Origin of the sequence: Paenibacillus montaniterrae (genome assembly GCF_018403185.1) — a bacterium.
Taxonomy (GTDB): domain Bacteria; phylum Bacillota; class Bacilli; order Paenibacillales; family Paenibacillaceae; genus Pristimantibacillus; species Pristimantibacillus montaniterrae.
Window position 1 is genome coordinate 573,468 of sequence record NZ_BOSE01000002.1, and the last position, 15,534, is coordinate 589,001.

General features: G+C 48.4%; 10 protein-coding genes. 1 reads left to right on the plus strand and 9 read right to left on the minus strand.

Annotated features, from left to right (window positions below; genetic code table 11):
• Window positions 1-24 precede the first annotated feature (24 nt).
• The 4 genes from KJS52_RS08255 to KJS52_RS08270 form a co-directional block, all read right to left on the minus strand.
• Complete coding sequence (locus tag KJS52_RS08255) at window positions 25-1,002, minus strand: aldo/keto reductase (RefSeq protein ID WP_213514263.1); 978 nt, start codon at window positions 1,000-1,002, stop codon at window positions 25-27.
• Between the two features lie 115 nt (window positions 1,003-1,117).
• Window positions 1,118-1,699, minus strand: coding sequence for a TetR/AcrR family transcriptional regulator (locus KJS52_RS08260; protein ID WP_213514264.1), 582 nt, complete (start codon window positions 1,697-1,699; stop codon window positions 1,118-1,120).
• Window positions 1,700-1,939: 240 nt separating this feature from the next.
• Entirely contained in the window at window positions 1,940-4,861 is a 2,922-nt protein-coding gene (locus tag KJS52_RS08265; RefSeq protein WP_246563307.1) for a glycosyl hydrolase family 18 protein, read from the minus strand.
• Window positions 4,862-5,152: 291 nt separating this feature from the next.
• The gene (locus tag KJS52_RS08270; protein WP_213514265.1) at window positions 5,153-5,914 is read right to left on the minus strand and encodes an SDR family oxidoreductase; all 762 of its coding nucleotides are present in this window, start codon (window positions 5,912-5,914) and stop codon (window positions 5,153-5,155) included.
• 148 nt (window positions 5,915-6,062) lie between these two features.
• On the opposite strand from KJS52_RS08270, the gene KJS52_RS08275 reads away from it, so the two are divergent.
• Window positions 6,063-6,647: a hypothetical protein gene (locus KJS52_RS08275; RefSeq protein WP_213514266.1), complete on the plus strand. Its 585-nt coding sequence runs from the start codon at window positions 6,063-6,065 to the stop codon at window positions 6,645-6,647.
• Between the two features lie 283 nt (window positions 6,648-6,930).
• Here KJS52_RS08275 and KJS52_RS08280 read toward each other — a convergent pair whose 3' ends face one another.
• From KJS52_RS08280 to KJS52_RS08300, 5 genes are all read right to left on the minus strand, one after another.
• Window positions 6,931-7,920, minus strand: coding sequence for a LacI family DNA-binding transcriptional regulator (locus tag KJS52_RS08280; RefSeq protein ID WP_213514267.1), 990 nt, complete (start codon window positions 7,918-7,920; stop codon window positions 6,931-6,933).
• A 216-nt stretch (window positions 7,921-8,136) separates the two neighbouring features.
• The gene (locus KJS52_RS08285) at window positions 8,137-11,517 is read right to left on the minus strand and encodes a GH36-type glycosyl hydrolase domain-containing protein (protein WP_213514268.1); all 3,381 of its coding nucleotides are present in this window, start codon (window positions 11,515-11,517) and stop codon (window positions 8,137-8,139) included.
• Between the two features lie 37 nt (window positions 11,518-11,554).
• Window positions 11,555-13,681, minus strand: a complete 2,127-nt coding sequence (locus tag KJS52_RS08290) for a glycoside hydrolase family 3 N-terminal domain-containing protein (protein WP_213514460.1) — start codon at window positions 13,679-13,681, stop codon at window positions 11,555-11,557.
• A 51-nt stretch (window positions 13,682-13,732) separates the two neighbouring features.
• The gene (locus tag KJS52_RS08295) at window positions 13,733-14,581 is read right to left on the minus strand and encodes a carbohydrate ABC transporter permease (RefSeq protein WP_213514461.1); all 849 of its coding nucleotides are present in this window, start codon (window positions 14,579-14,581) and stop codon (window positions 13,733-13,735) included.
• A 30-nt stretch (window positions 14,582-14,611) separates the two neighbouring features.
• A complete protein-coding gene (locus KJS52_RS08300) occupies window positions 14,612-15,502 on the minus strand; it encodes a carbohydrate ABC transporter permease (protein WP_213514269.1) in 891 nt (296 codons plus the stop codon).
• Window positions 15,503-15,534: the final 32 nt, after the last annotated feature.

Here is a 15,534-nt window from a genome sequence, read left to right on the forward strand (position 1 = left end):
CACTGTACGACATAAATTTATACATTACCAAGCGTAAGCTTTTGGCGCTGCCCCACCAGGGCCAGGGAAAATTTCATCCAGTCGTTTTAAAGCTGCTTCATCCAGCTTTAGCTCTAATGCTTTTAAGCTTTGTTCAAACTGCTCCAGCGTGCGACAGCCGATAATTGGGCTCGTTACCGCAGGCTGATGCAGCAGCCATGCAAGAGCGACAACATCCTCTGTCGAATTTAGCTCTGCAGCTAGCTCTGCGAAAGCTTCAAGCTGTGGACGCAGCTTCTCGATTCGTTCTTGATTAGCTTTGCTTCTGCGGCCAGAAGCTTTTAGCGCATTGCCTCCAAGCAGTCCTCCATCAAGCGGACTCCACGGTATTACGCCCACTCCCAGTGCTTGTGATGCAGGAAGCACTTCAAGCTCCGGCAAGCGGCAAAGCAAATTGTATTTATGCTGCTCGGACACAAGACCTAGCTGGCCTCGCGCTTTGGCTTCTCCTTGTGCTACAGCGATATCCCAGCCTGCAAAGTTGCTTGAGCCGACATAGCCAATCTTGCCTTGCTGCTGCGCAATTTCAAATGCGCTCCATAGCTCCTCCCAGGAAACGGAGCGATCGACATGATGCATTTGGTACAGCTCAATATGATCGGTTTGCAGCCTGCGCAAAGATCCCTCCAAATGGCGGCGCAGCTTGTATGCAGATAAGCCAGCCTCGCGATTCGGACCATCATGCACGTCGTGAATATCGCCATAAAATTTCGTCGCCAGCACTGTTTTCTCGCGGCGTCCACCGCCAAGCGCAAACCATTTGCCGATAATTTCTTCGGTTCTGCCAGAGTTTTCTCCCCAGCCATATACATTTGCCGTATCAAAAAAATTAATTCCGGCATCAAGCGCGGCGTCCATAATTTTAAACGCTTCCTGCTCCTCAGTATCTACACCAAAATTCATTGTGCCCAGACATAACCGGCTGATCCTTAAACCAGATCGACCTAATTTTGCATATTCCATCCAACATTCTCCCTTCGCATTGAGATATTTAATCTATTCGCGATTGAAGGGCGGTTTCTCCTGCACGACGCAGCAATAAATTTGTGTAAAGCTTTAGAGCATGTCTAAAATCCGATCATTTTCGTTCATTGACGGCTTTCATTTGCACGATGTTGGCAAGCTGCTGGCTCATATAATCAGGACTAGCTGCAAAGCCTTGCCCGCTCCAGCCGATGAGCAGCCCCATTATCGCGTTGGCCTGGTAGGATAGCATGAAATCGAAATCGTTGTAATCCGCGGAATTGGAGGCGGATGCAACGCTTTCCTGCAATAACGCTTTAATTTTATTAAAAAGTGAATAATAGTAGGACAACGATGATTTTTTATCAAACACAATTTCATAGAACGGCTGATACTTTTTTACATGGTGAAAGATGCGAATCGTTGAAGGATCAAGCTCGCTTGCACTTAGCCTTGGCGTTTGGCGAATTGGCTCGTAAAACGATTGCTCCAAATCATTTAGCAGCTGGCGAAGATGCTCGTCAAACAGAGCACTAACCTCCTTATAATGCAAATAAAACGTACCTCTGTTAACACCAGCCTCGCGACAAAGAGCTGAGACTGAGATTTCCTCCAATGCATTGTTTTTGAGCAGCACCAGTAATGCTTTGTGCAAAGCAGATTTCGTCTTTATTACTCTTAAATCGTTTTCATTCATCTTCATGTTCTCCTCAGAAACCTGTCACAGTAATAAGCCACATATTCAACACTATATTAATATGTTGTGCAATAAATGTGTTAGCATTCACTATTGCGAGAATTATATAACGGATTATTTGCTGTGTACACCCTGATTTAACTGAGCTGCCGTGGTTCAGTGAAAAAGGAATGCAAAACGAGCCTCGCCTGCACATTAGACGGGCTCATTTTGCTGTGTTGAAAAACTGTGAAAATGAAGCTAATTTAACGCATAGGTTGTGCCATTAATCGTTATAGTTGCGTTGGCAGGACCGCTAATCGGCAAGTAATAAACGAGATCGAACAGCTCTGTTGCGCCTGGTGCAATGGACTTCCAGCCTGGAACTGTGATGGAGACTCGATGGAAATCTCCTGTCAAGCCGCCGATATTATTGCCTGTATGTCCAGCAGAAACAATGTTCACTTGATCACCGTTCCAGCTGCGGAACAAAGCATTCGTCGAGGTTGGTACATCAAACTCCAGTACAGATCCTCCTGTAATGGTGATGCTGCTATTGTTCGTCAGCTTCACCTTTGTATTGATTGGGAAGTTTTGATCTCCGAGCTTAAAGCCTGTAAATTCAATCGTTGCATTCAGTTTTTCAGTTGGCATTTCAATCGTACGATTCGTATTGCCATAAGGGGTTGTATTCGAAAACTTGCTGTGCATAGCGCTTGTCAGCGTATAGCCTACTCCGTATTCCTGTTTGCTTGCATCCCAGCCGTAGTCTCCAGCAAGCTCCCAAATCATCAAGCCGCCAATGCCATTTTCAATAACCCAATCTGCTTTCGTATTGATCGATTGCTCATCCTCAGTGGAAATAAATACTCGTTTCGTGCTGTTCCACAGCCATGGCGCTACTAACGTATTATCGTAATACCGCGTGTAGGTGCCAGTCAGTGCCGTATCCGTCAAGCCGTAATCGCTCAAATAGGAGCCTACAATGCCCTCCTCCAGGTTTTTCGCATGCCACATTGGATTGGAGCCTGCGCCTACCTCATTGCCATTATCATCTTTGTCATGCCACAGGTTATCAATGCCAAGCGCACCATCGCCACATCTGCCAGCTAGCTCAGGCGGGCAAACTGTACCTTTCGCTGTGCCCCACAGCCCATTGGTGCCGCCTACTACATTTTGAAAGCCGCGCGTGTAGTACGGCACGCCAATGTTGATGCGACCTGCTTGCATCATGCCGCGCATGTAGTGGTAGGCCCAATCCGCGTTCAAATAGCCGATGCCGCCATATTCAGCAGTGGAATACACGCCCGCTGCCTTCAGCTCGGCATCCTTGCCATCATCATACAAGGCCGCTTGTGGCCCGACAAATTCATTCCAGGCACCATGCAAATCGTATGTCATCACATTAACATAATCCAAATATTGCAGGGCGTTGAATGTTTCCATACCGCGAAGCAGATAGCCTGAGGATGGAGAAGCTATCGTCAGCAAGTAGTATTTACCGTCCTCTGCCGCAGCCTGATCCAGTTTTATACGCAGCGTCTTCATCAGCTCATTATAGCTTTGATTTAGTCCTGCAAGACGCGGAGTAGAAAATGCCCAGTCATGCGGATTGCCCGCATCCTTCATCGAAGTCGGATATTCGTAGTCGATGTCTACGCCGTCGAACCCGTATTCACGGATAAATTCTACCGCAGAGTTGGCAAACGTCTCAATGCCGGCATAATTTATCGAGCCATCTGCATTGGTTGTCATCGTATAAAAGCCGCCGTTAGCTACACGCTCGCCATTTTCATTGAAATAGCCGCCGGTTTCCGCCCAGCCGCCAATCGAAATTAATGTTTTCACACCCGGGTGCTGCTTTTTGAATTTGTTAAGCAAATTGAAATGACCTTGATACGGATAGGCAGGGTCCATCTCCGCTCCGGCTACGCCTGGCCATGTTTTGTCAGTTGAAGCATTGCCTGGATACTGACTACCGACCGATACCTCGTAATTATTATCAATATGAGCAAATGCGTAATTAATATGGGATAGTTTGTCCCATGGAATATCGGATGCCAAATATTGAAGCTGGCCATTGTCGCCAGTACGCCAGCTTGTAAAGTAGCCAATAATGCGACGGTCCAGCCCATTTGGAAGAAGCTCACGCCCATCGGTATCATAGACTGTACAATATGGCACACCTACTACGCCTGAATCATACAAGCCTTCAGGACGGCATGCTTCCTGATCAGCCGTTGCCGCCTGAGTCGTAACGGTTACAGCGTTGCTAGCCGCCGATACATTGCCAGCTGCATCCTTGGCTGCAACTGTAAAGGTGTAGGCGGTCTCTGGTGTTAAACCCGTCACGGTTGTGCTCGTTCCTGTAACAAAAAGAGTTGCAGAGCCATAAGACAAGGTGTAGCCTGCTACGCCAACATTATCTGTAGAAGCTGACCAGGTTAAGCTGACAGAGCTGGCTGTTACTGCTGTTGCCGTTAAATTCGCTGGTGTCGAAGGAGCTGTTGTATCCTCAATCGGTGCAGCAAGTGTCATAACCGCAAGCGGATCGCTTGCTGGCGACACATTACCCGCACTGTCTTTTGCCTTGATGGTGTAGGTGTAGGATGTAGCTGGGGAAAGTCCTGTTACGGTGTGGGAGGTACTCGTTACTGTTGCTGTCAGCACACCGTCCTGATAAACCTCATAGCCTGCTACGCCAACATTGTCTGTTGCAGCATTCCAGAATAAGCTAACAGAATTTTCTGTAATATCGGAAGCCGTTAAGCCTGCAGGCACAGAAGGAGCCTCTGTATCACTTCCGTTTGGATTGACTACGGTGTAGGAAAGCGTTCCCGAAGAGCTTGTACCATAAGTATTGCTTAATTCCACTTTGTATACATAAGTGCCAGAGGGCTTGTTCGTGAAAGCAAAAGTTGCAGCTTGCGCATTTGGTGATTGATCCGTTAACGCCTCGGAGTGAACGAGTACATCATTTTCATATAGCCTCCAGCTCGTGCCATTGTTGCCCCACCACATGTTGAAGCCAATGGAATAGTTAGGACTGTTGTCCCAGTTGCTTTGGTACAGGCTTGGCGTACCTGGCGCGCCGGTTGCTGCGGCTTGCGCTACATGGGGCAGCAATGGTAGGAAAAGCACTGCTAGCAGCAGCAACGAAACTGCTTTTTTCATCCTTTTCATAAAGCGTCCTTCCTCCTCTATTTGGAATCGTTATTTTTATTGTGGCAGCAATCACCTCCCTTACCCTTCATTTTTGTAAGCGCATTCATTTGCAATTTGATTTTATCCATCTTTTGCTCGTTTATATAGGGGCACATTTCTCTGGTTAGGGGGGAAGTATATAGGTTTCAATAAAAAACGACCACAAGCAGGACAACTGCAAGTGGTCGTTTAAACAACAACATCTTATTGATATGTGATCGTATATATCTGAGCAGACGATTCCGTTTGAGTGCCCCCATTTATCGTTTTTTAGAAGCCTGCTGTCCAGCCCGCATCAGCCGCAATAACCGCGCCGTTAATAAAGCTGGATTCATCAGATGCTAAAAATAATGCGACCTGCGCAATTTCATCTGCTTGTCCAACACGAGGAATTACACCTTGCGTAACCTTTGTGCGCGATACACCAAATTCATTGACATTGTTCATCGATGCTGTAATATTCGTCATTGTCGCGCCCGGCGCGATTGCGTTGCAGCGAATGCCTTTTTGCGCGTACATAAAGCCAGTATTTTTCGTAATACCAACAACTGCATGCTTGGATGCAGTATATGCGACACCTGCATGTGCGCCGCTAAAGCCGCCAGTCGATGCAGTATTAATAATTACACCATTGCCTTTCTCCAGAAATATTGGAAGCGCTTTGCGAATGGCACGCATAACACCTTTCGTATTGATGTCAAAAATTAAATCCCATTTTGCATCATCAACATCTCCAGCGGGAGCCATATTATCCATAATGCCTGCATTGTTTACTAAAATATCGAGTGTTCCAAATTCGTTTACTGCAGTATCGATCATTGTATTCACATCATTCAAATCGGCAACATTCGTTTTTACTGCTACTGCTTTGCCACCACTGGCATTAATGCCAGCTGCAACTGCCTCAGCGCCCTCAATATTCAGATCAGAAACGACCACGCTTGCTCCTTCTTTTGCATATAGCTCCGCAATCGCTTTCCCCATGCCGGATGCTGCCCCTGTAACGACTGCTACTTTACCTTCCAAACGCATAACCGATTCCTCCTCAGGCTTAGTTCACATTTTTATTGAACAATTGTTCAATTACCATTATAAAGATCTCTTATAAACCGTGTCAAATAAATCACTTTTTTCTCTAAGAATGACAGCTTATATACATTTTCTGATTTGTTGATATATAATGAAATTAGTTTATTTGAAGGGAGGTGTAACGAACTTGGAAGAATTGCTTAAACAAATATTGCGGGAAATGCAGGAGTTTCGTCATGAAGTAAACCAACGTTTTGAAGTAATTGACCAACGCTTCGAGGAGATTGACCAACGCTTCGAGCGCATTGACCAACGCTTCGAGGAGATTGACCGACGCTTCGAGCGTATTGATCAACGCTTCGAGGAGATTGACCGACGCTTTGAGGATCTTGAATCTCGCTTTGACCAACGGTTCGAGGAGATTGATCAACGTTTTGAGCGTATTGACCAACGCTTTGAGGATCTCGAATCTCGTTTTGACCGACGCTTTGAGGATCTCGAATCTCGTTTTGACCAACGGTTCGAGGATCTCGAATCTCGCTTTGACCAACGCTTTGATAATCTCGAAACGCGAATGGAAAGCTCAGAGGTTATTCTTAATCGAATTGAGCGTAAGCAGGACGCGGCTTACGAGCAAATCGTTCGTAATTCTGAAATGTTAACGATTATAAAATCGTCGGTACGCCAAGCCAACGAATACTTGGCTGATTCACCGTATAGAGCATCTCAAGACTAGGGCGTGTCTAAAAACCCGCTCAAGGGCCCCTTTCACCGCCTTTTCGCCCCATGCTTCGTTCCGTTTGCTTGACGTACGCCCGGTACGCCTTCCCAAACGCGCCTTGCATGGAACAAAAATTCGGCAAAATGGGCTGGCCTCGGAGTTCTCAGACACGCCCTAATAAAAAATCCCCTCAATTGAATTTTCATCTGGCCTTTAACGCTCATTAGACCTGACTCAACTCCAATTTCGGGGTTTATCGTTACAGCAAATATTTCGTTTATTTTTAGCTCCATACATGCTAACCATCTATGTTAACGTTCGCCGGCCGAACCGAATCACCCGTAATAAGCGAAACATAAATTCTCTCGTGCTCGGCAGTGCCCTTGCCGCCAATTAGCTTGATCAACTGCTCCGCCGCTACAGCGCCCCATCTGCGTTCTGAATAATCGACGGTAGCCAGGCGCGGCTGGACATAATCAGCGATGTCGATATGGTCAAATCCGACCACATGTACATGCTCGCCAATACGATAAGGAGTTTCCTTCAACGCATCATACATGCCGATTGCCATTTCATCGTTCAAGCAAAAGACACCTGCTGGACCATCATATTCTGCTATAATTTGGGCAGCCGCCGCAAAACCGCTCTTTTTGTCAAAGTTACCTGGAATCTCCTTGTACGTTATATTCAAACCGCTTCGCTCCACGGTTTGGCGTGCTGCCGCAAGCCGTTGCTCTGAGTCAAAAGTTCCCTCGGGTCCTGTTACCGCATACAGCTTCTTATGTCCCTGACTAATCAAATACTCCATGGCAAACGTTGCGCCAGCTTTATTGTCGAGCAATACCTGTACAACATTTTCATGGCTGAGCTCCCGATCGAGCACCACAAGTTTGTGCCCGCGGTTCGCATGCTGAATGAGCTCGTCATCAGAGAACTCGCGATCAAGAATAATCGCCCCGTCCAGCATACCTTCAGACAGCATTCGATGCGACTGCGTTCCGCTGCAAATAACGAGATCATAGCCGAGCTTGTTCATTATTTCCTTCATCCCTTGAAGCAGCCCTCCATAGAAAGAGCCTTCAAAGGTTGTCAGGAACGTTCCGATAATGCGCGTTTCCCTTTTCTTTAACGTGCGGGCAGCGGCGTTCGGCACATAATTCAGTTCATTGGCCACAGCGAGAATCCGTTTTCTAGTCTCTTCTGTAACTTTAGGATTTCCGTTGAGCGCATAGGATACAGTCGAGATGGAAACCCCCGCATGCTTGGCAATGTCTTTAATGCTTACCACAGATATATCTCTCCTATCGCTTGCTAACCGCAATTGATTTCTATCCAATTATAGCAGAAAGCGAGGAAATAGGGATACAGTCCTACAGGAATACTACGATATGTTATGTTTCCTAAGAACTTGCTCCCTAATCACTATGCTAGTGCTCCTCGTTTTCTGCTAGCGTACAAGCTTCTTCGTCCTGAAAACCCTGTTTGTGAGCCTTCACTTTATTTACTAAGCCATCGTAATCATAATTTCATTGGTCTCGTTCGCGATAAGAAGTGCCTCCAGCGCTTCTTTTCCGATCCGCAGACCTCCCTGGCGATAGCGGTTAGGTTGTTCGATTGCCTCAACTGGCGTACCATTTATCGTTACGCTGCTGGCTGACTTGCCTGCTATAGAATAATGAAATACTACATCTTTGTCTCTCCACCGGAAACGGAAGCGCAATCCGTCCAGATCGGCAGGCAGTACTGGATCGAGCACAAGCTCACCGTCCTCCTGACGAATGCCGAGCACATTTGACACAAGCTGGTTCATATAAATTCCTGGGCCGCTTGAGTAAATACGCCAACCGCCCTTAACCTGAACCTCGCCTGTACGCAGCTTATCGAAGCCGCTGCGCGCTTCATAGCGGTCGGCGAATTTGCCGTCGGAGCTGCTGAAATAAGCATTGCTTTGCCGCAGCTCGGCGTTCTCCACGACATTTCTTATCCCTACCGGATTAATCGCCAACAGCGCCTGCCATGACTCCTCCGGCTTGCCCAGCTTAGCCATCGCCTCAATGAAGCGAATATGCGCATGAACGTACTGCAAGCCGATCTCCCGGCCGAAGTTGGCTGCCTGCTCAGCACGCTTAAATCTTTTGCTGACACCGCCCGCATAGTCTGCAGGTCGGTTCATAAGTCGAACGCCGTCAGGGAAGAACAGCTCTTGCTTGATCAACTGGTAATGATGCTCCGCTTGCTCCCTGTCAAACAATTCTCCGATCATACTGCGCGTCATTGGCAGCAAACGGTAAGCAATGCCCGTTTTTTGATCGCCAGGATGCAGCATTAAATCGATGCTTTCCGGCTCCTCCATATAGGCAAAGCCTGCCGTTACGCCATCCTTCACCAGATAGCGATTAAAGTCGCCCTTGATGCCCTCCGCCAGATTCGCAAGCTCAGCCGAAAGAGCCTTAAGCTCTCCATCTTGTGAGGCAAGCGCGCGAGACAATTGTGTGAATGTCTGGAACGTTAAGGATACCGTCCAGCTGCTTATCATATATTGCTTCAGCTTGGCATTAGCAGGCTGCAATGTATCGTCCCAGTCTCCGTCGCCATAAGATGACAGCAGTGTTCCATGTAGAAAATGATCCTTAATAAATTGAATTTCCTTGCGTGCATGCTCCAGAATGCTATGTGACTCTGCTGTCAATTCTCCAGCATGCGTTGTGTAAGGCACGCGCTCATCCAGAAGCGCAAAATCTCCTGTTATACGCAAGTAATCGCCGAGCAGCTTCAGCGGCCATACGATTATATCTCCATGACTCTCTTCCTGCTGGATTCTGTAATACCGATCGAACATAAACCATTGCGGCCAATTGCCGCTTTCCATGTACTGATGCGTATAAACCGTTTTTAGAATTTCCTTAACCTGTTCATGCTTGCCCATAGCCTGGAAATATTCTGCCGGCCCTTGGCACACGTCGCGCGTGCCCCACGCCGCTCCACTGTATTGCTCCAGTCCATGCGGTACAGAGTAATGAACGAGCATATTATGGGTGTACCACCAGGCTAGCGCGTTAAATTTCTCCAGCTCCCTTGACTTCTCCTCGTTAGCATGCGACAGCTCGAAGTCGTTCATGACTGATGCAAGGAAGGCGCGGTAGGCTTCGACCTCAGCCTCCACAGGCAGCTCCTTTTGCTCCGTTGTAGCGGCATCTGCGTTGTACAGTCTGCCTTGAATCGTGATCCGCCACTTTGCAGACGGTTCAAGCTCCAGCACAACGATTGATGCAGAGCCTGGAGTAACTTCGGTTGCTAGCGCCGTTTCGTCTTTGACACTCATCCTTGCACCTGAAATGTGAAGGCCGAAGCTCAGTTCCGGATAAACACTTGAGCTTAGCGATTGCGGATGTGCTCGGAAAATAAGCTCGTCTGATGCTTGCTCCATTCTGAACGGAAGCTCATATTCCTTGTCATTCATCGTAATTTGATTCGTTACAAGGAACCTGTAATTTTTGCCCTTGCGAGAGATGACTTCAAGCGCCAGGTCTGGAGCATCCGCTTTCGTCCAGGCGGTGACGGTCAGGAAGTCCTCCTTCAGCTTATAATGCCAGCGCGCATAGTTGAAGCCAAGCTCATACATAGACGGCAATGTCAGCAAACGGTACCGACCATCCAGCTCCACATAAATCCGCTGGCCTGACGTCTTCAGCACGTTCAGCGCATTGCGCGCGTTCGTCATCAGCTTGTTAAATGACGTGTTGCCAACCGTAATCTGCGAATGGAAAATGCCATACATATAGTTCGTCGATGAAAGAACATGCTCGTTCATCCTTGCGTTGTCCCCACTCATCAGAATATGACCGTGTGGACGTTCTACCCGCAGTTCTTTTGCTTTAAGCACGACATGCTCATATTGATCCGTGAAAAAGGACAGCAACTCGCCGCTGTCGCGCTCTTCCTGCAGGCGAACAGGAAACATCTCTTCAATTTCCTGTTCCGTCATTTCTTCGGCACGCAGCGTCTCGCCAAAGCCTTCATGCCAAGCCACTCGTTGACCGATCGGACGAAGCTCGTTCGTCTTCAGCGCCTTGGCGCTTTCCCATGTGGCATGAATCTCTTCCTCATATTCCAATTCGTCTATTGCTTCAGCATGGTTTGGCTTCAATAGGCCATAGAAAACAAAAGTCGTCTCCGCCTCACCCAAAGTTACCAGCTCAGACTGCAGTGCGGTATAGGCAAATTCATACTGATATACGCTGCTTGCCAATCGCTCGCTGCTAAGTGCTTCTGGAATATTGGTCTCCTTGTAGGAGAGACCAAAAAACTGGAAACCATCGGTCGCATACGCCATCGCTCCTGTTAGAGAGCCTTGCTGCATATATGGGAAGCCGGTCGACATTGGCTGATTCTGGCGCGAGCAAACCGCATACCCTTTCTTTTCCGTCCAAAATGCAGTATGTCCAATATATTGCGACATGTACGCCTCATTGCTGCGTACAGCGCCTTGGTCTGCCAGCCCCAAGTCTTGTCCATAAATGAGATCTGCCTTGACGCCTTCTCCGCTAAGCGCAACCTCCCAGAACCATATGAAGCCAGGCATTAGCGTAAAGGTAACGCGGTAAGCAACGCCCAGCACATGACCGGTCCATTCAACGCGTTGATCGGAAGCACTAACCTTGCTCACTGAACGAACACCGAGCAGAGGCACCGCTACTATCTTCCCTTCCTTACGCACTCGCAAATATATATTGTTCATTGAACCATCCAGCGAATTTGACATCACCTGATTAATCATCAAATCCTTGTAGGCGATCTTCCGCAGGTCTCCGCTGTTCAGGAACGTAAACGACAGCTCATCCACTTGCACGGAAATCGTTGTGTTATCCATTTGTTCTATCTTCATCACCGTGCTCCTTTCCCTATTTCTCTATCTTTTCCGTTTACACGAGCTCGAACGACAGAGCTTGAACCTCTTTGCTATTGGGGCCAACCATTGCCTCGAATTTCCCCGGATCACTTTTATATGACAAATCTGCATGGTGGTATCGCAGCATCGGTTCATTAATCTCAAATTCAATTTCCTTTGTTTCGCCCGCTTCAAGCATAATTTTCCGAAATGCCTTCAGCTCCCGCATTGGACGTACTGTCTCACCAGCGATATCGCGCACATACAGTTGAACCGTCTCGCTGCCTGCCCGTTCGCCAACATTGGTTACAGTCACGGTTAGCAGCAGCTTCTCTTCTGCACGAATCAAGGGAGACGAAAGTGCTGCCTCTCCGTAGCGAAATGAGCTATAGCTTAAGCCGTAACCGAATGGCAGCATCGGTTCATTGGGAATGTCCAGGTACTGCGAGACATAACGAACCTGAGCGTTTGGATCATCCTTCGGCCGCCCCGTATTAAATGCATTGTAGTAAACCGAAACCTGGCCTACTGAATGCGGAAAGCTCATCGTCAAACGCCCGGATGGGTTGGCCTCGCCGTAGAGCAGCTCCGCTATGGCAGCGCCGCCTCTCGTTCCGGGATACCAGGCTTCCAATACTGCGTCCGCCTCATCCAGCACACCGTGAAGATCAAGCGGCCGACCGTTGAACAGCACCGCAACCAGCGGCTTGCCAAGCGCGCGAACCCGTTTGACCAGCTCCAATTGCCGGTCTGGCAGTTGAATATTTGCACGGCAGCCCGCTTCACCGCTCATTTCCGAGTCTTCTCCCAATGCAAGGACAACGACTTCCGCTGAGTTCGCTGCCTCAACCATTGCGGCAAGCTCCTCATCTGGTATATGCTCCACGCCGCAGCCGATTGCCGTTACTGTATTGGGATCTGCAACACCAAGCATTCCAGCCGCCAGTGTAACAGCTTCCTCACGCTTGCCCATACATGACCACGGACCGAGCAGATCATCGCTTGTAGCAAAAGGCCCAATCAGCGCTACCTTTGCGTCCTTGGCAAGCGGCAGCACATTTCTTTCGTTCTTCAGCAGGACAGATGACTTGAGCGCAGCCTCATGCGCTGCAGCAAGATGCTGCTCGTTAAGCAAAATCTCCCGTTCAGCCACAGAATCTGCGTAACGGTGCGGGTTCTCGAACAATCCAAGCTTATGCTTAAGCTGCAAAATGCGCATAACCGCTTCATTTACTAGCTGAACGTCTACCGCTCCGCTTGCGATTAGCTCCTGCAAATGATGCGGGTAGCAAGACGACATCATCTCGATATCAACGCCTGCCTCGATCGCTTTAAGCGCGCATTCCTTCTCATCCTCAGCTACGCCATGAGCAATCATCTCTTTGACTGCGCCCCAATCAGAGATCAGGACACCGTCAAAGCCCCACTCCTTGCGCAGCAGCTCGCGCATCAGTCTGCGATTGCCTGTGGCAGGTATACCGTCAACCGTATTGAATGATGTCATCACCATCTCGCAGCCTTCCTCAAGCGCGGCGCGGTACGACGGCATGTAAAATTCACGCCGCATCCATTCCGACATATCGACGGTATTGTAATCCCGTCCGCCTTCAGCAGCGCCATAAGCTGCAAAATGCTTGATGCATGCTGCAATCTTGTAGGGTTCATTGGCTATGCCCTCGCCTTGATAGCCGCGCACAAATGCTCGTGCGAATTGCCCGTTAAGCCACGGGTCCTCGCCTGTCGATTCCATAACGCGTCCCCAGCGAGGATCTCGCGTCAGATCAGCCATCGGAGAAAACGTAACATGAATGCCAGCCACGGCTGCTTCTTTCGCAGCAATCGCTGCCGCCTGCCGCACAAGCTCTACATCCCATGAACTGCCCATTGCAAGCGGCACAGGAAAGATCGTCCGATAGCCGTGCACGACATCGGCCATCATCAAAAGCGGAATATTAAGCCGATTGTGGCGCAGATAGGCCTCCTGGATATGAATGGCTTCTTCAGCACCACCGACTCCGAGCACAGAGCCCGTCCGCCGAACGTTTTCCACTGCAAGATCAAGACCTTCAAGCGGTCCAGTAATTTGCCCAGCGCTATTGGCCCCTTCAAAAAAAGCTGGAGCAAGCTGCAGCAGTTGGTCAATCTTCTCCTCCAGCGTCATTTCATCCAGCAGCTTTTGCAAATCTAAGTTGTTCAATTTATTAAATCCTCCCTATTTCATGCCGGAGATGCTAAAGTTTTCAATGATATGCTTCTGAAAGTACGTAAACAGCAAAATAACCGGCACCACCATAAATGTCGCACCCGCCATCTGCAGGCCGAAGTTTGCAGCATATTGTCCCTTAAGCAGAGACAATCCGACCGATAGCGTATATAGACTCTCATCATTTGCAATAATGAGCGGCCACAAGAAGCTGTTCCAGCCGCCTATAAACGTCAATATAGCTTGCACGGCCAAAATCGGCTTCGTAATAGGCAGCACGATTTGCGCGAAAATCCGATATTCGCTTGCTCCGTCCAATCGCGTCGCTTCCAACAGCTCCGTCGGGATTGTCGACATAAACTGGCGAAATAGAAAAATCGCAAATGCTCCTACAAGTCCAGGCAAGACGATGCCTGTCATCGTATTCGTGAGACCGAGCGAATTCAGGATCAGGTAGACCGGAATCATCGTAACCTGGCTCGGAATCATCATCGTGGCAAGCACGAGTACAAACAAGGCATTGCGTCCCTTGAAATCGTATTTCGCAAAGCCAAAGCCGGCAAGAGCGTTAAGCAGCAAGCCGATATAAGAGAACAAAACAATGATCAACGTATTTTTGAAATAAACGTCGAATTTCATATTGTTAAACAAGTAGGTAAAATTGTGCATCGTGAACGATTCCGGCCAAAAGGTCGGCGGAATTTGCACGATTTCTCCTTCAGGCTTGAAAGATGACGTAATCATCCAGAAAAACGGAAGCAGGAAGAACAAGCCGCCTATCGTAAGCACGATGCCGGAGAGCCACTGGAACGCCGCACCGCTCGACTGCTTTCGTGAATCTTTCTTTTTCCCTTCCATTGCAGTACTCAAATTGGTATCCCCCTTTCCTTACGTCATGTCCGATTCGTTCTTCTGAAGCTTAAGCTGAACGAGCGTAATGGCAATAATGCATACGAACAGCACGAATGAGCCTGCAGCTGCGTAACCAAAATTATTGAATTTAAAGCCGTTTTGGTAAATGAACAGCGCCACGGACAATGTTCCGTCAAGCGGTCCGCCTTGGGTCATGACAAATGGCTCCTCGAAGAACTGCAGCCAGCCGATCATCGTCGTAATCGACACGAAGAAAATGGCAAAGCGAAGCATAGGAATCGTAATGCGCGTTACTTGCTGCCACGTGTTCGCTCCGTCAAGCTGTGCAGCCTCGTAATACGATTTGGGAATGCCCTGCAGCGCAGCAATGAAAATAATCATGTTCAAACCGACCGCCTTCCACAATGCGAGCAAAATCAAGGACAGCTTGGCGATAGTCGGCTCCGTCAGCCAAGGTACATCAGGCAGCCCGACCAAATTCAGCAAATAATTGAAAAGGCCGAGTGTAGGATTATAAAGGTAATTCCAAACAACCGCGACAGCTACGATGTTCGTCACGGAAGGGAGATAATAGACAACGCGAAAGGCTTTGAATATCCGGGAGGTCCCAAGGTTGATAAGCAAAGCGATGGCAAGCGAGAATAAAATGACGAGCGGTACGCCAATCACGACATAGAAGATCGTGTTGTAGATCGCCTTCATGAAAACGGGATCCTTTAATACCTCGACATAATTCTCGAAGCCGATAAACGAGATCGAATTAAAGTTTGCTAGCCCTCCCAGGTCCATATCTGTAAAGCTGATTACAAGTGCAACCAGAATCGGAACAATGGAGAACAAGGTAAGTAAAATCAAAGTAGGCGCGATGAAAATATACGGCGCTTGTTTATTCAGGAAACCCTTCATGGAAATCTCACTTCCTTCTTTCATGCCAAGGG

Bases quoted from the DNA above. Each gene is read 5' to 3' on its own strand.
- KJS52_RS08300 (WP_213514269.1), bottom strand. From the start codon at position 15,502: ATGAAGGGTTTCCTGAATAAACAAGCGCCGTATATTTTCATCGCGCCT.
- KJS52_RS08285 (WP_213514268.1), bottom strand. From the start codon at position 11,517: ATGAAGATAGAACAAATGGATAACACAACGATTTCCGTGCAAGTGGAT.
- KJS52_RS08265 (WP_246563307.1), bottom strand. From the start codon at position 4,861: ATGAAAAGGATGAAAAAAGCAGTTTCGTTGCTGCTGCTAGCAGTGCTT.
- KJS52_RS08255 (WP_213514263.1), bottom strand. From the start codon at position 1,002: ATGGAATATGCAAAATTAGGTCGATCTGGTTTAAGGATCAGCCGGTTA.
- KJS52_RS08270 (WP_213514265.1), bottom strand. From the start codon at position 5,914: ATGCGTTTGGAAGGTAAAGTAGCAGTCGTTACAGGGGCAGCATCCGGC.
- KJS52_RS08295 (WP_213514461.1), bottom strand. From the start codon at position 14,581: ATGGAAGGGAAAAAGAAAGATTCACGAAAGCAGTCGAGCGGTGCGGCG.
- KJS52_RS08275 (WP_213514266.1), top strand. From the start codon at position 6,063: ATGAAATTAGTTTATTTGAAGGGAGGTGTAACGAACTTGGAAGAATTG.
- KJS52_RS08260 (WP_213514264.1), bottom strand. From the start codon at position 1,699: ATGAATGAAAACGATTTAAGAGTAATAAAGACGAAATCTGCTTTGCAC.
- KJS52_RS08290 (WP_213514460.1), bottom strand. From the start codon at position 13,681: ATGACGCTGGAGGAGAAGATTGACCAACTGCTGCAGCTTGCTCCAGCT.